Origin of the sequence: Streptomyces sp. NPDC059853 (assembly GCF_042731495.1) — a bacterium.
Classification (GTDB): Bacteria; Actinomycetota; Actinomycetes; order Streptomycetales; family Streptomycetaceae; genus Streptomyces.
In genome coordinates, this window is sequence record NZ_JBHWJL010000028.1 from 16,387 (window position 1) to 31,562 (window position 15,176).

A 15,176-nucleotide genomic window follows, 5' to 3' on the forward strand; every position below is an offset into this window, starting at 1 on the left:
CTTCCGGGGCCCGGCACCTCACTGGTTTCCGGCGCGTACCGGCGGGCGGTCAGTCGTCCTGCGACGCGGCCTGGATCGGGGTGAGCGCCCCACCGGTGATCAGCAGGCCACTGCCGACCGGGCCGCCCCCGCTGTTCGCCGGCAACCGCACTCCGAACAGCTCCCCTTCACTGGGGTTGCGCGGCATCAGCAGCAGACCGTTGCGCGACTTGCGTGCGGTGGAGACGAATCCCCGGTACTGCGACGAGAGTGAATCCGTGGTACCGGCCGCCAGCACCGCGTGCCCGCCGTCCATGCCCGTGCGCATGACCTCGGTGATCGCCTTGTCCACCGGGGTGTCGTACACCAGCTCCGCGTCGTCCACCACCACGACGTACGGCTCGCTCAACCCCTTGACCAGCTCCTCCACCTCGTTCTTCGTGCTCTCTCCGTTCAGCAGACCGGCTACCCCCGCACGGCCGGCCAGCGCCCGCAGCGGCGAGCGGCGCGGAGTCACCAGGATCAGCGATGTCCCCCGGTCCAGCAGCGCGGTGGCCGCGGTGACCAGTGATGTGGACCTCCCCGACTTCGGCGGGCCGGCGATGACGAACCCCGGGCCGAACTCTTCCAGGTCGATGCCGATCGGCTGCAACTCGTCACCGCCCACGCCGAGCATGACCCACAGCGGGGACGGCGGGGCAAAGTCCGGTGCGAGCGCGAGGGCCTGGGACAGCGTGATCCGGTTGGGAAGCGCGTCCACCCGCATCGGGGCCTGCGAGGGACGCGGCGCGGGCATGACCTCCCGCGCCCGGCGGCCGATCTCCTGGAGCGCCGCGACCTGGGCCTGCCCGGAGGGGTCCGCCGCAAGCAGCGCCAACTGGCTCTCCAGCATGCCGTCGTTGCTCATCTGGAGAGCACGGCCCGACGGCATCTCGGAGGGGATGTCCTTGGGCCGGAAACCAGCCGAGGTGTAGTCGGTGACGTCCGCGAGCCGCAGGATCAGCTTGTCGGGGAAAGCCGAGGAGATCTGGCCGGTGAGCCCCCGCCGGTCACCCGTGATGACCGCCTTGAGCCCGACCGCGGCGCCTTCCCGGAAGATCTGCTGCATCGACTCGATGAGCTGCCCGTAGTTGAACTTCTCGAAGGCCGATACGAAGCCGTCCCACGCGTCCAGCAACAGCACCATCCACGGCAGCCGTTCCTCCGCGGGCGCGCTCGCACGCTGCTCGGCGGCGCTCGAAACACCGAGGTCGGCGAGCAGTTGCTGCCGCCGGGTGATCTCGTTGCGGAGCCTGTCCACCAGCCGCCGCACCCGCTCCGGCTGGTCGCGGGTGACCACCGCGCCGGTGTGCGGCAGCCCCACCAGCGGCAGCATCGCGTTCGAGCCGCAGTCGATGGCGTACAGGTGCACATCGCCGGGCGCGTTGTCGCGGGCGAGCGAACCGGCCAGCGTCCGCAGCGCGGTGGAGCGGCCCGACCGGGGGCCGCCGACCAGCATCAGGTGACTGCCCCGCACCAGGTCGAGAGCGAGCAGGGCTCGCCGCTGTTGTGAGGGGAGGTCGGTCACGCCGAAACCGGCGGGCGCGACCTCGGCCGGATCCGGGGGAGCCTCGGCATACGGCTCCAGCTCCGACAGCTGGATGCGCTCGGGCAGCGGATCCAGCCAGGGGCTGCGCGGCGGCGGGAACGCCATACGCCGGGCACCGTCGCGGATGGCGTCCACCAGAACGGCGAGGTCGGTCACCATGGACCCGTCGTCCTGACCGCCGGACGCCACGGCGAGGGGACGTCCCAGAGCCGGCCAGCCCACCGGCGTCACCACCACGCTCGCGGCTCCGGTGTCCTCCCGGGGCCTGCGACCACCGATCCGGGCCGACTGCACGCCCACGAGCGACTGGGCACCGGAACGCACATAGGCGCGGCCAGGGGTCGCCTTGGCAATGGCGGCCGAGTCGGGGGCGTCGATGACATCCACCGATTCCTTGGCGTCCGTCACCCGCAGAGCGATCCGCAGGTTGGTGTTGGCCTTGATGTCGGCACTGACCACACCGGCCGGCCGCTGCGTGGCGAGCACCAGGTGCACACCGAGCGAGCGCCCCCGGCGAGCGATGTCGACCAGTCCCGCGATGAAGTCCGGCAGTTCGGCCACCAAAGAGGCGAACTCGTCGATGATGATGACCAGCCGGGGCATGGGCCCCAGCTCCGGCCGCTGCTTGCGGTCGTCGTTGTAGTCCTCGATGTCCTTGTTCCCGCTGTTGAACAAGATGGTCTCGCGCCGGTGCAGCTCGGCGGCGAGGGAGGCCAGGGCCCGCTCGGTCAGGTGCGCGTCCAGGTCGCTGACCATGCCGACCGTGTGCGGCAGGTTGGCACAGTCCTGGAAGGCGCTGCCGCCCTTGTAGTCGATCAGCACGAAGTTCAGGGACTCGGGATGGTTGACGACCGCGAGCGAGGCGATGATCGTCTGCAGCAGCTCGGACTTACCCGCGCCTGTGGTACCGGCGACCAGGGCGTGCGGCCCGTCCCGCCGGATGTCCAGCACGAAGGGCCCGTCCGCCGCGAGCCCGATGGGAGCGGCGGTGGACTCACCCCCGGCCCGCCAGACACGTTCGATGTCCTCACCGGCAGGGTTGGGCATACCCAGCAGGGACAGCAGACGTGCCGCGGTCGGCAGCGCGCCACCCGCGTCGTCCCGGCTGACGTCGCGCACCGGAGCCAGCGAGCGGCTCAACAGCTCGCACCACTCGACCGGTACCTGGTCGGCGAGCACCTCCCCCAGCTGCTCGAGCCCGGCGCCGCGCAGCTGCACCCGGCTGACGGAGCCGGCCGGCCACGACACCACCGCCCGGCACTCCTCCGGGAGCAGCCGCTCCTCCTCGTCGATGCACAGGGCGTAGATCCCGTGCTCGGGCCCCTCCTGGAGGAGCTGCGGGACACCGGGCATCCGGCGCAGCAGCCTGGCACCGTCCAGCACGACCAGTACGGCCGGATCGGGACGCAGAGCCTGCTGCGAGAATCCGGCGGTACGGCGCAGTGCCTGCCTCCTGTTCAGCTCGGTGAGCACCTCGCTCACCCGGCGGCTGATCAGTTCGGGCTCCGTTCCCAGCAGCGCGACACAGCTCTGTCCCTGCCGGGGCTGGGTGTGGGGCAGCCAGTGCACCCAGTTCCACATGGACGCGGCGTCCGGAGAGCTGGAGAGCAGCACGACGGACAGATCCCGCGGACTGTGCAGCGTCGCCGCCTGGTCGAGGAACCAGCGGGCGGTGGCCAGAGCCCGCGCTCTGGCCCCGGCCACTCCCACGACGCCCAGTTCGGGAAAGGACAGCGTGACCGGAACGTTGGCGATCACCGGGGGGTCGGGTACCGGGTCCGACATCCGGGTGCTCCCGGAGGCCACCATGGTGATGTCGGCCGGCTGATGGGCCATGCCCACGCGCAGTTGCATGGCGTCGTGGTCGGTCAGCCGCCGTTCCCAAAGACGTCCGCGCGGGCCGGAGGCGATCAGCAGGATCTCCGCCGGGTCCGGGAACGCGGTGCGCCGCGCCCGCTGGTCTTCCCGGCTCATCGCGGTCAGCATCGCGTGGAAGTCGATCATTTCCTGGCGGTACTGCCCGACCGACTTCTGATACGTCTTTTTCCGGTACCGCGATTCATTGACGAAGTGCCCCACCGCCATGATGGGCGACATCAGACAGAAGAGCAGCATGTACACATAGCCGGTGATGAGATACATCATCACGCCGAAGACCAGGGGGACGACCGCGGTGATCAGGTTGAAACGCGCGTTTCCCGCCCGGGTGGGTTTGCTCGGGATCACCAGGCGGGGCGGGGTGTGCGGGGAGGAGAGCCGGGGCGGGCGGTTGTACGCCGCGCCGCCGTCGCCGGTGGGCGCGAGGTGGGCGTCCGGCGGCATCGGACGCTCCAGGGTGATCAGCGACTCGCCCACGGCGAGCAGTGCCCCGAGTGGCCATTCCTGTTCCGCCGTCAGTTCCTGGTCGTCCAGGTACGCGGGCACGCCTGGCTGCGGGCGTACCGTCACGCGCCCGTGAATGTCCACGGCGGCCCGCGCCGCGAGGGGGGCCAGCAGCGGATCGGTGACGATCACGGTGTTCGACGGGGCCGACCCGATGGTGGCGGCCCCGAACGAGAGCCGGGCCACCCGGCCCGCGCCGGGCCCGGCCACCACTCTCAGTTCGTAGTGGCCGGTGGGTTCCCCGGACCACAGCAAGGGGCCGATCCGGTCGTCCAGGGTGATGCGCATGCCGTCGCGCAGCAGGGTGCCCACCGGGGTCTGCGGGGGCGCGGCACGGCCGTCGACCCACAGCGTCGGATGAGCGGGGCTGTCGCCGGGCACGGGCGGGCCCGGCTGGGCGTACGGCTGGTGCGCGTACGGCTCGTGCTGGGGCCCGGATTCCAGCAGGGAGGCGGCCAGGGACGGAGGGAGAGGGCTGCGTTCGGTGCCCGCCGCGTCGAGGAAGGCCGCGAGCTGCTGTGCCACCGTGGCGGCGGTGGCGGATTCATCGGCCTTGATGAGCACGTCCTGTGGCTCTGCCCCCGTACGGATCACCGTTACCAGAGCCTGCATCGTGGTTTTCCTCTCCCCGTGTCGAACGCGGGCAGCCTATCGGCCACCCTCCCGGAGGGTCCACAGAAGGCCGTCGCCACCACCATGTTCCACGGGAACCGCGAAACGCGCGACAATCGTCATCGCAAGCGTTCACGGGGAAGGGGACGTCATGTCTCAAGAGATAGATGTGCTGCGGGAGCGGGCTCGCGATCTGCGGGACCTCGCCAGGGATGTCGACGGGCTGATGACAGCGGCCCGGGATTACGCCCGGGACAGCATGGAGTCCTGGGAAGGGCCGAACGCCACCGATGTGCGGGGCGATCTGGACAGCTGGAACACGAAGTGCGGTGAGGTCGCCGAGGCACTGCGCCAGGAGGCGACCAACTGCGACAACGAGGCGGACGACCTCGAAGAGGAACAGAACGAGGACGGGTGACGCTCCCGTTCCGCGCCTCCCGGTAGGTGACTCTGCTCCAGCACTTTCTTTCCCAGCCCCTCGGTCTCTTCCGTAGAAGGACATGCCCGTCATGCGCCAAGCCAATCCCGATCATCTCGATCATCTCGCCGAACTGCTCGACGGACTGTCGGGGGACTCGGGCGTCGCCGTCGAGTACGCGAATCTCTCGACACGTGCCGCCGGTCTCAACGCCACCGGCCATCTCGCCCCGCTGTCCGCGCTGCAGCAGTGGGCCGGGGACACGGCCTTCGAACTGCGGGACAACGCCAGCATTCTGCGGGGTGGCCCCAGCGCCCTGGACATCGCCATCTTCGGCAAGGACGTCACCACCACGGCGATGGCGGCCTTTTACGGCAGCAAGGGATTCTGGAATCTGGTGCGCGGCGGTACCCCGCTGTCCATTCCGGCGGGCAACTCGGCCGTCTACATGGCGAACTTCGGTGCGGGAACGCCGTCCAGCGGCTTCATGGCCAGGATGGCGACCCGGGGAATGTCCCCGGCCATGGCCCGGCTGCTGGGTGGTTCGCACAACGCCGCGATGTACATGCGCGCGGGTTCCGGTTTCGTTCCCACGGCCCAGCAGGCGAATCTGCTGCGCCTGGGCGCGGCCGAGTACTCCATGATGCGCGGGGTCCGGTTCAACGCCGGACGCCTCGCGAGCTTCCGTTCGGCGGCCGGCACCGTGGGCCGGGCCGCCGGCGTCATCCGGGGTGCCGGGGTCGTCGGCAGCGTCTTCGGGACGGTGACCGGTGTCGCCGACATCATTTCGCAGGGCAATCCGATCGACGCGTTCCAGCGGGACCCTTCCGGATACGCGGTGACCGTGACGGGTACCGCCTTCAACGCGTCGATGACAGCGGCGCTGGTCGCGCCCAACCCGGTCACCGTGGGAGCGGCGGTGGTGACCGGTGTCGCCTACGCCGGCACCCTTATCTGGGACAACTGGGACACCATCACCAATCCTCAGACGTACCGGGACATCGCCAATGCGGCCGGAGATGCCGTCAGCACCGTGGGCAATGCCGTGAAGGACGGCCTCAACAGTGCCAAGAACTTCATCGGAGGCCTCTTCGGCTGACCGCCCATGGCACCCTGGTGGTCCAGCAGCACACGAGAACGGACGGACAGGATGGCGGTCATGTACCAAGAACGCGGATCGAAGATCTGGTCCCTCACCTGCGTCTCGGTCTATGTCGTCGGTGTGGTGTGGATGGCGGTCGACGCCCTGCCCGAGGATCTGGTCGCCTGGCTGGCCGTATCCGCGATGTTCTCGCTGGTGCTGCTCGCCTTCGTCGCGGTCCCCGTCAGCAAGTACATCTACCACCGTATCGATCTGACGCCCGACACCCTGCGGGTGGGCCGGGAGCGGATCGCCGTGGCCGACCTGGACCCGCAGAGCATTCAGGACGCCCTCCGCCTGGCCCGGGGCGGCAGCCTGGTACAGCCGCACCGCTCGGCGCTCACCGCGCCCGAGCCGACCGGCAAGGGCTACCTCGTGGACACGTCCCGGGCCCGCCTGGTGGGCGGGGCCTGGGGCGTGCCGATGGGCATGCGGCCCACGGTGATCGCCAACGTGAACGGCGAGCAACTGCTCATCGCCAGCCGGGACCCGCAGGCACTGCTCACCGCACTGGCGGCGGCCTGCGGCCCGGCCGGGGTCAAAACCAGCTCTTGACCCAGTTCTTCGCTCCGTCGACGGCTCTGCCCGCCGCGTTGACGGCCGAACTCGCGCCGTCCTTGACGCTGTTCCAGGCATTTTTGTAGGTGTCCGGGTTCGAGATGGTGTCCCAGTGCTCGACCACCTTGAGCCCGCCGTACACCACGCCAGTGACCACGGCCGCCCCGACAGTGACCGGGTTGGGTGCCACCATGGCCGCCGTGAGGGACGCGTTGAAGCCGACCTCGGCCCAGTCGGCGAGGTAGCCGGCCTTGCCGGACACACCCTCGGCCTCTTTGAACGCGTCGATGGGGTTGCCCTGGGCCACCAGGTTGGCGACGCTGAACCCGGTCGCCAGCACACCGCCGCCGACTCCCATGAAGCGCAGGAAACCACCGGCCCGAGCCGCTCCGGCGACGCTGCCCGCGACCGAGGCGAGCCGGGTGTTGCCCAGGCCGCGCAGTCCCTGGTAGGCGTTGCGCGCCACGAAGTCGAGGCGGGACTGGGCGGCACGTGAGCCCCAGGTGGCCGCCTGTCGCTCGGCAAGGCTCCAGGCGGGGTTGCTGCCCAGCCGGTGGGCGAACCGGTCGTTGCCGACCAGGAAGTTGATCACCCCGTTGGCGTTGACGCCTCCGAACGCCGCCCGCATCATCGGCAGGCCGCGGAACCAGTTGTAGCCGCGGCTGATGAAGTCGCCCCGGACGCCGGTGGTCCCGGGAACCGACAACAGCCGGTTCACGCCGGGGACGCTGCGGAACCAGCCGGCCAGCTGGCCCGGCAGCCAGGTACCGGGGGCGGAGAGGAACCGCTGCGGTGCGTTCGGCCGGATGGAACGGAGCCACGGGTTGATCGCCGTGACATTGACCAGGTTGTACCCCTGGGTCACCACGACACCGGCGGTCACCGTGAAGGTGGCCCACTCCTTGCCGAGCTTCATCAGGTTGAACATGGTCTGCTCGTGCGGCTCCATCCCGGGCAACTGCGCGGCGCCATGCGCCATGATCCGCATGAGATAGTCGTCGATCTTCTCCCGGTGCTGCCGTTCGAAGACGCTGCCGTCCTCGCCGTCTCCCTCGGCGGCCATGGAGTTGGCCATCAGCAGCGCGTCCACCGGCACCGGCCCGTCGAAGGCGGCGATCTCCTCGTCGGTGAACCCGGCGATGCGCAGCCCCGCGGTGGGGTCCCCCTCGTCCAGCCGGGCCAGCCCAGCACGTCGGCGCAGATCCGGTGCCGTTTCCGACACCCAGCTCTGCAAGCCGTCGATCCGCCGCAACTCGCCGCTGACGCCCAGTGTGGACGCGCGTGTCAGCACACCGGACAGCTTGCTGTCCAGACTGTCGTCGCCGTCCAGCAGCCGAGCGAGCTGCTCCAGGTCATCAGGGTTCACCTGACGCACAACATCCCCCTTGGTCGATCCCCTTCAACTCTCCCAGATCCGACGCGGAATGGAACCCCGGTGGTGGCCGAGATCACGAGCCTGGACATGCCAAGCCGGCCACACTTCCGGCGGACCGCGCCGGGCCGGTGGAACACACGGAGGCCCCCGGGCACGGGGCGCGCTCGCCGGTCAGCGGCCACGCCCTCACTGGTCCCGGAGCAGCGCGTACGCGAAGGCCAGCCTGCGGTCCAGCCAATCGGCGGACAGCACGTACGTACCCAGGTACTGCGACGTCATCACCGTCTCGTCGTCCGCCGTCCACTCCAGCGTCCTGGGCCTGCGCGCGCTGTCGGATTCGTCGCCCGCGGTCGCGCTGGCGAGGGCTTCCCCGATCATCCGGCCCACCGCCCACTTCGCGGCACCCGGGCGGGTGCGCGCCAGCTTGTTCCGGCCCACGATCTCCGGGCGGCCGGGCTGGTCGATGCGCCAGGTGTGCTTGACCATCCGGTTCGCCGGAGGGATGCGGCGGATCGCCCCGATCTCCTCGCCCGCGCCGTCACGCACCCGATACCGCCACACCCCCTCCTCCCCGGCCGCCTCGCGGGGGTCGTAACTCACGAGGAGGTGCCGGGCCTCCGCGTCCTCGTACAACCGGGACGCCGAGATGCCCTGAACGTCGGGCGCGAAGAAGGCGCAGGGCAGGAGCAGCGGGTCCTGCGGGTCCCCGGTCGGCACACGCACGGCGTACGGCCCGCCCACCGGCTTGCGGCGCTTCTTGCCCACCCGGCGCAGCTCCCGGCCGAAGCTGAACTCGGAGACATCCCGCCAGTCCAGCACCGGTGCCTCCTCGCCCCGGTCCGCCGAGCTCCCCTTGCCCTTGCCGAACATGTCCGCCTCCGCTTCCGATCGCTCGCGGAAAGCCTACGGCGGGAACACACGCGGAGGTTCAGGCGCTGCGCCCCGCTCCCGAAGACGACAGGTACGGGCACCTGCGCAGCGCGCGGGCCCGCCGGAGCCCGGGACCTTTCCGCCGACCGTCATGTCGCCGGCCGACTCCCGCGGGTTACGATCCGGAGCATGACGGAGCGAGACAACCGGCCGGTGAACCAGCCCAGTCCGTACTCCCCGTCCTTTCCACCGCCTCCCCCCTCCGGCTCTCCCGCGTGGGGACCGACGGGGCAACCGCCCCAGCCGCGTCGCCGTTTCCGCATGGGCCTACGCGCCGCCGTCGCCGGCGCCGCCCTGTTCGCGGTGACGGCGGCCGTGGCCGTCGTGGTTGTCACCACCCGCGACGCCGGAGCGGACCAGGCCTCGGCTCCGGCCGAGGAGCCGCCCGCACAGTGGCAGCCCACCGGCCCCGCCGATCCGCGGCGGAACCCGTCCTCCGAGATGCGTCCGGTCGTCGCCGATGACTGGCAGGTGGTGATCAGCCCGCGCGGCACCATGGCCTGGGACGTCCCACCGGAGTGGAACGTCCACGCGGTGGGCAGCAACACGTTCTGGCCGGCGGACGATCCCGAGGCAGGAGGCTCGGAGCACGCCTACACCCTTCGTGACCCGGCCCACCACTCCCCCGAGGCGTGCACCGACCAGCGGGTCGCGTACGTGGGCACCCGCTACGTGCAGGGCGCCGCCGACACGGAGGAGGCGGTGCGGTCCGTCTCCAGCAACCTGGCCTGGGCCGTGTTCGACCAGGGTCTGGAAGGCGATCTGACGACCACGGAGGCCGAACCGTTCGAGAACGAGCACGGCGTCGTCGGACACATCGCCTATTCGACCTCCTCCGGTGCCCCCCTCCGCAGGGAAGGTGAGTGCGCCACCACCGAGGGCCGGGCCCTGAGCGTCTCGTTCATCAACGCCACCTCGGACATCGTCGCCTGGGGCCTGGTGGCCGACACCGGGCACGAGCACGCGGTTTCCGAGGAGACGGTCGACCTGATCGTCAGCAGTATCCGTCCTTACGATGCCGGCTGACCGCACGGGCCGGCCGAAGCCCGCCCGCAGCGCCAAGTCGCTCAAACGCCAGGAGAAAAGGGACCTGCGCCGGCGGACGGCCGCCCTGTATGCGCCCCGGCGGTTGAGCACGACCGGCCGGTGGACCGTCGCCGCGATACTGGCCGGCACGGTCGTGGCCCTCCTCCTGGCTGCCGCCACCAGCGGGACGCAGATCGCCTGGGCCGGATCGTGGGTCGGCGGGCCGACCGGTTTCACCGTCACCGTGGGGATGATGGCCGGTCTCTCGCTCCCGCTGGTGTGCTCCGCGATCCTGGCCGGCGAACATCCGCACCGGGTGCCACCCCGCCTGCGATGCGGCAGGCCGGTCCGGATCGGTGTCGTCGGGCTGGGCACCGCGGGCGCCGTCGCCGGTGCCGTCCTGCTCATCGTCGCGCGGGCACCGGGCAAGGGGCTCGACCCCGCCGCCTGTACCGACCTCGGCTGCTGGCTGGCGGTCCACGAACCCCGCGCCGCCCCATGGGGCGTCGTTACCGCCGGCACGACGCTGGTGCTGGGCGTCATCGCACTGTCACTGTGGCTGTCGGACGACGATCCGCGTGAGCGTCGCAGGAATGCCGGGCACACCGCTGTCGCCGCTGTGGGGGTGGGGGTGTTCATCGCCGCCATGGCCCTCCCGCACACCTTCTCGGCCGAACTCTATGCCTTGGCCGAGCACTGGCCGGGCGGAGCACCCGTCTTCCTCCTCTGTGCCGGCGTAGGTGCTCCGGCCGGTTGCGCCGCGGCGGCCCTTGCCTTGCGGAAAGGGAGCGTCCTGCCGAGGTGGTTCGCCCGGGTATGGGCAACGATTCCCCTCGCGATCGGTCTGACTGCCGGGGGCATTCTCGTCTCAGCCGTTCGGCCACGCCGCTACAAGGGGCCCGTGCTGTGCGAAGAGGACTTCTACTGCCTGCTCGACCAGGCCCATGGCCAGGCCACGATGCATGTCTGGTTCGGCTTTCTCGCCGCCGCCGTCACCGGAGGACTGCTGCTCACCATCCTCTGGCGCAGAGCCCGTCGTCAGGCCGCGCACCATGGGTACACCGGTACCGCTGTCGCGACGACCGTCCACTCCGACCGTTGATCGGATCCTCGGCAGCATCTGGTTCTCCGCCCGCCGACCCGGTTCCATGGCGAGGTGGGGGGCCGGGCGCCGGACCACGGGTTGGTAACGGAAGAGGGGCGAACGTCGCGGCGTAGCGGTACTGGTTCGTAGGGTGAGGGGCAAAACCCCACACTTCACCGATACGGAGCCGCCGTGACCCGCCGCCGGACGAGGACCGCCCTGATCGCCGCTTCCGCGGCCACCGCCCTGCTGCTGACCGCCTGCGGCGGCAGCGACAACAAGGGTGCGAGCGACGACATTCCGGGGGTCGGCGAGACGACCGAGGAGCCTCCTGCACCCGAGGAGCCCGCGGAAGAGGAGCCAAGTGACGAACTCGATCATCCGGAGATCGATTTCGGCGATGACTATCAGAACGTCTACGCGGACGACTACACCGGCGATCCCATCGTGGACGCGATCCTGCGGGCCAATCAGGGATTCAATGATGCGGTTGACGAGGCGATCGTCCACCACGACTACGAGCGACCCGCGCTGAGCTTCTACATCTCGGGCTCAGCTCGCACAGCCACCTTCAGAGTTCTTGATGCCATGGTCGAATCGGGAGAGACTTCAGGAGGAACTTCGCGCTATTTCAATCGTGATGTCACGCTGGTCGAGGACGGTGTCGCGACGATTTCTTTCTGCCGGGACTTCAGTCAGGTATACGACAAGGACTTCGAGACCGGAGAGATCACCAAAGAGGCCGATCCCGATGCCAAACCCACTCTCTATGTCGCCCGCATGGAACAGAGCGCAGACGGCGTCTGGCAGACCGTGGAGTACGACCTTTTCAGGGAGGATCAGAAGTGCCAATGAAAAGATATCTGTGGCTGCCTTGCGGAGTGGCGATCATCGCCATCCTGTCGTTCCCGAGCACGGCGCAGGCGGGCCGGGACGACGTTGACGGAGGGACCGCGACAGACAACGGTGGCACGCATCTGGAAGCCAGGGCCGAAGTGAGGCAGCCGCGGATCTCCTTCACCGGAAATGGCACTGGTGGGAGCGGAGGACTCACCAGTACGCAGACCACCTGGACGCCGCCCGCCTGCTACTACGCCCCGATGTATACACCGGAGGAGTATCAGGCGTATTGGGATGAACTTTCGCGCGAATTCTATCGTTCCGGCTGGCCTCAGGAGGACAAGGATCTCCTGCGACAGGGACTGGAGGACTCGTACGGCGAGGAGGGCGAGTACCCCAACTACAACATCGACAAGCAGGGCGAGGGGATGTTCTGGCAGGTAGTCAGGAATGAGGAGCATCCTGACTACGAGGCCCGGTACGCGTGCGAATTCCGCACTTTCTGGGTCGACTTCGGTGACCCGCCCCCCGACCTTCCGGGCGTGGTGGACATCGCCACCCTCGCCGAGCTGGCCTACGAGCGGGTCCGGGTGCCCGATACCGAGATCGAGCTGAATCCCGATGGCGACCAGACCGTCAATCTCGCGACCTGGGTGTGGCTCGATCAGGGGGCCTTCGAGCCCGTTTCCGTGACCGCTTCGCTCGATGACTACGGGCTCTGGGCGACCACCACCGCCACGCCCACCACGCTCACCATCGAACCGGGGACCCCGGACGCCCGGCTGCATCCGGCCTCCGGTGAGTGTGCCGTCAGCGGCGACGGCGGTATCGGGGAGCCGTACAGCCAGGGGCGGTCCGGGGAGGAGCCGCCGTGTGGGGTGACGTATCTGCGGGCCACCCACGCCACCGGCTCGTACGGGCTGACGGCCAGCCTCACCTGGGAGATCTCCTGGGAGGGGTCCGACGGCAGTGGGGCCACGCTGCCGGCCGGGGTGTTCGAGACCACGCATGAGATCACCGTGCGCGAGGTCCAGGCCATCGTGCGGTAGTCCGGCGGGGTCAGGCCTGCTCGCCGTAGATCTCCGGCGCGTTGCCGTGGGCGGGGTGGGTTTCGGCGGCGGGGCCGGCGGCGAAGGTGCGCAGGATGTTCTCCGTCACGCGGGTCACGAACCGGCCCGTCCTGGCGTCCATGCCGTGGTTGGCGCCGTTCTCGTCCGTGCCGGCCATCAGGGCCTCCACCCAGCGCATCGTGCCGGTGGCGAAGACCCCGGCGCCGCTGGGCACCGTGTAGTACGCCGAATCCTGGTGACTGGCCGTGCCGTTGCACACCAGCGGTGAGTGGGCCACGATCTCGATGCCCTCCGGGGTGGGGGCCTCCGGGGTGACCCGGTCGTACTCCACGCCCACCAGGTGGGGGAAGGAGTCGCCCGCCCGTACGCCGGTGCCCTCGAAGGCCCAGTGCTCCGGGCGGTGCACCACGTACGGGGCGTCCACCGGGTAGCCCTCGTACAGCACGCCGGTCAGGGACGATTCGGGGTCGGGGGCGGGGGCGGCGCGGAAGTCGGTGGTGACCAGGGTGTCCTGGTGGCCGTGGTGGGGGTCCTCGGTGTACGCCGACTTGTAGCAGGCGACGATTCTGCGGTCGCCCCTGTGCGGCGGCTCCAGCGGGGTGGGGTCGAGGCGGACCCGGCGGAAGCAGGTGTTGGCGCCGAGGATCGCGATGTTCGTGCCCGCGTCGCGGGCCCGGGTGAGGTGGGCGCGCTGGGCCGGGGTCATGTATTCGTCGTGGCCCAGGATCACCACCTGGGCCGCGCCGTCCAGGACGCCGGGGTCGCGGTCCACGTCGAGGCCGGTCGTGTACGCCAGGGGGAGGTTCAGGCGTTCGGCGAGGACCACGGCGGCGCGTTCGTACACCATGAACTTCTCCGCCCCGTCCTTGTCGTAGGGCCGGTCGAAGCTCACCACCAGGGCGCGGGTGCGGTAGTCGCCGTCCTTGCCCTCGTACAGGTTGTAGCCGCCCCACAGGTTGTACGCCTGCCAGGTGGCCGGGGCGTGCATCAGGACGGTGCGTCCGGCCGCTTCGCTTGAGCGGACGACGAGCGGGACGTACCGCTGGCCGCCGGCGCCGCCCTCCGCGTCGAGCCGCAGCAGGTAGGCGCCCTCCGGCCAGCCTTCGGTGGACACCACCGGGCCGCGTTCCCAGTCGGCGCGGACGGTGTGGGTGGTGGGGAAGAACGCCGGTTCCTGCTGCACCGCGCCCGGCAGCGGCTCGGAGCGCCAGACCCGGCGGGCCTGCGCGCCGTCGTACCAGCCGATCCGGTACGCGGAGACCCGGTACGCGGGTGCCGGGGTGGACACGTACAGGCCGAACTCCTCCCCCGGGTCCACGCTCACCCGGTCGGCGTACCCCTGAATGGCGTCGTCCGCGCCGGTGTCGGTGATCCGCCAGTGGGGGTCGCCGCTCCGCTCGTTCTCGGACGGCGGGTCGGAGCCTTCGGCGCCGGAGCAGGCGCCCGCCATCGCCGCCCCGGCCGCGACGCACACGCCGAGGAAGGCTCTGCGGTCCAGGCCGTCCGGCCCGCCCTCCGTCCCTGTCATGTGCTCAGGCTGGGTGACCTCCCGGAGCCGGGCAACCGCTCCGGGAGGCGTCCGGCCGGTCCCGCTCAGGCCCGCCGCTGTTCCAGGTAGACGGCGAGCGCCTCGGTCAGGGCGGTCTCGGTGGCGTCCTTGCGCAGGCCGAGTCCGCTGAGCACGCCGTCGCCGTCCTCCAGTTCCAGCAGGGCGAGCAGGATGTGCTCGGTGCCGACGTAGTTGTGGCCGAGCAGCAGTGCGGCGCGGAAGGTCAGTTCGAGCGCCTTCTTGCCGCGCGCGCTGTACGGGATCAGGGGCGGCAGTTCGCCGTCGGTGGGTGCGGGGAGGGCGGCGGTGGCCGCCCGGCGCACCTCCTCCAGCGGGACGCCCTGGCCGGTGATCAGCTTGGTGGCCAGGCTGTCGGGGTCGGCGACGAGGCCGAGCAGCAGGTGCTCGGGGGTGGTGGCGGTGTTGCGGGCGGCCTGGGTCTCGCGCTGGGCCGCGATGGCGGCCTCTTTGGCGCGCGGGGTGAACTGGGCGAAGTCGGGGGCGGACCCGTCGCTGGGCACGAACCGCTTCTGGGCGGCCTGCCGGGTGACGCCCATGCTCTTGCCGATGTCGCTCCAGGAGGCGCCGGAGCGGCGGGCCTGGTCGACGAAGTGGCCGATGAGG

General features: G+C 70.2%; 12 protein-coding genes. 7 read left to right on the forward strand and 5 right to left on the reverse strand.

Translation table 11 applies throughout. The features are described 5' to 3' along the window. Positions 1–49: 49 nt before the first annotated feature. On the reverse strand, positions 50–4,561 hold the full coding sequence (locus ACFV5N_RS05425) for an FtsK/SpoIIIE domain-containing protein (RefSeq protein WP_354341170.1): 4,512 nt from the start codon (positions 4,559–4,561) through the stop codon (positions 50–52). 151 nt (positions 4,562–4,712) lie between these two features. Here ACFV5N_RS05425 and ACFV5N_RS05430 point away from each other — a divergent pair, with 151 nt between their 5' ends. The 3 genes from ACFV5N_RS05430 to ACFV5N_RS05440 all read left to right on the forward strand — a co-directional run bounded on the left by ACFV5N_RS05430 (position 4,713) and on the right by ACFV5N_RS05440 (position 6,675). Next, entirely contained in the window at positions 4,713–4,979 is a 267-nt protein-coding gene (locus ACFV5N_RS05430) for a WXG100 family type VII secretion target (protein ID WP_093843744.1), read from the forward strand. A gap of 91 nt (positions 4,980–5,070) precedes the next feature. After that, positions 5,071–6,078 (forward strand): hypothetical protein, encoded by a 1,008-nt coding sequence (locus tag ACFV5N_RS05435; RefSeq protein WP_093843745.1) that lies wholly within the window; start codon positions 5,071–5,073, stop codon positions 6,076–6,078. A gap of 60 nt (positions 6,079–6,138) precedes the next feature. Then, the gene (locus ACFV5N_RS05440; RefSeq protein WP_093843746.1) at positions 6,139–6,675 is read left to right on the forward strand and encodes a hypothetical protein; all 537 of its coding nucleotides are present in this window, start codon (positions 6,139–6,141) and stop codon (positions 6,673–6,675) included. Here ACFV5N_RS05440 and ACFV5N_RS05445 read toward each other — a convergent pair. Both ACFV5N_RS05445 and ACFV5N_RS05450 read right to left on the reverse strand, forming a co-directional pair. Further along, positions 6,659–8,044: a PE-PGRS family protein gene (locus ACFV5N_RS05445; protein WP_385594379.1), complete on the reverse strand. Its 1,386-nt coding sequence runs from the start codon at positions 8,042–8,044 to the stop codon at positions 6,659–6,661. The two genes, ACFV5N_RS05440 and ACFV5N_RS05445, sit on opposite strands and share 17 nt — an antisense overlap. 195 nt (positions 8,045–8,239) lie before the next feature. Beyond that, a complete protein-coding gene (locus tag ACFV5N_RS05450; protein ID WP_385594382.1) occupies positions 8,240–8,923 on the reverse strand; it encodes a hypothetical protein in 684 nt (227 codons plus the stop codon). A 321-nt stretch (positions 8,924–9,244) separates the two neighbouring features. On the opposite strand from ACFV5N_RS05450, the gene ACFV5N_RS05455 reads away from it, so the two are divergent. The 4 genes from ACFV5N_RS05455 to ACFV5N_RS05470 all read left to right on the forward strand — a co-directional run bounded on the left by ACFV5N_RS05455 (position 9,245) and on the right by ACFV5N_RS05470 (position 12,982). Beyond that, the gene (locus tag ACFV5N_RS05455; protein WP_385594384.1) at positions 9,245–10,009 is read left to right on the forward strand and encodes a hypothetical protein; all 765 of its coding nucleotides are present in this window, start codon (positions 9,245–9,247) and stop codon (positions 10,007–10,009) included. Next, positions 9,999–11,111 (forward strand): hypothetical protein, encoded by a 1,113-nt coding sequence (locus ACFV5N_RS05460; RefSeq protein ID WP_385594386.1) that lies wholly within the window; start codon positions 9,999–10,001, stop codon positions 11,109–11,111. Before ACFV5N_RS05455 ends, ACFV5N_RS05460 begins: the two co-directional genes overlap by 11 nt. A gap of 174 nt (positions 11,112–11,285) precedes the next feature. Further along, the gene (locus ACFV5N_RS05465) at positions 11,286–11,948 is read left to right on the forward strand and encodes a hypothetical protein (protein WP_385594389.1); all 663 of its coding nucleotides are present in this window, start codon (positions 11,286–11,288) and stop codon (positions 11,946–11,948) included. A 26-nt stretch (positions 11,949–11,974) separates the two neighbouring features. Beyond that, entirely contained in the window at positions 11,975–12,982 is a 1,008-nt protein-coding gene (locus tag ACFV5N_RS05470) for a hypothetical protein (protein ID WP_385594392.1), read from the forward strand. 10 nt (positions 12,983–12,992) lie between these two features. Here the strand turns inward: ACFV5N_RS05470 and ACFV5N_RS05475 are convergent, their stop codons facing one another. Further along, complete coding sequence (locus ACFV5N_RS05475; protein ID WP_385594395.1) at positions 12,993–14,531, reverse strand: N,N-dimethylformamidase beta subunit family domain-containing protein; 1,539 nt, start codon at positions 14,529–14,531, stop codon at positions 12,993–12,995. A 65-nt stretch (positions 14,532–14,596) separates the two neighbouring features. Continuing rightward, the coding region (locus ACFV5N_RS05480) for a Clp protease N-terminal domain-containing protein (protein WP_385594398.1) at positions 14,597–15,176 on the reverse strand (580 nt) is incomplete at its 5' end.

What these genes read in the sequence shown, in the direction of transcription:
- ACFV5N_RS05425 (WP_354341170.1), bottom strand. Translation starts at nt 4,561, where the DNA reads ATGCAGGCTCTGGTAACGGTGATCCGTACGGGGGCAGAGCCACAGGAC.
- ACFV5N_RS05430 (WP_093843744.1), top strand. Translation starts at nt 4,713, where the DNA reads ATGTCTCAAGAGATAGATGTGCTGCGGGAGCGGGCTCGCGATCTGCGG.
- ACFV5N_RS05435 (WP_093843745.1), top strand. Translation starts at nt 5,071, where the DNA reads ATGCGCCAAGCCAATCCCGATCATCTCGATCATCTCGCCGAACTGCTC.
- ACFV5N_RS05440 (WP_093843746.1), top strand. Translation starts at nt 6,139, where the DNA reads ATGTACCAAGAACGCGGATCGAAGATCTGGTCCCTCACCTGCGTCTCG.
- ACFV5N_RS05450 (WP_385594382.1), bottom strand. Translation starts at nt 8,923, where the DNA reads ATGTTCGGCAAGGGCAAGGGGAGCTCGGCGGACCGGGGCGAGGAGGCA.
- ACFV5N_RS05455 (WP_385594384.1), top strand. Translation starts at nt 9,245, where the DNA reads ATGGGCCTACGCGCCGCCGTCGCCGGCGCCGCCCTGTTCGCGGTGACG.
- ACFV5N_RS05460 (WP_385594386.1), top strand. Translation starts at nt 9,999, where the DNA reads ATGCCGGCTGACCGCACGGGCCGGCCGAAGCCCGCCCGCAGCGCCAAG.
- ACFV5N_RS05475 (WP_385594395.1), bottom strand. Translation starts at nt 14,531, where the DNA reads ATGACAGGGACGGAGGGCGGGCCGGACGGCCTGGACCGCAGAGCCTTC.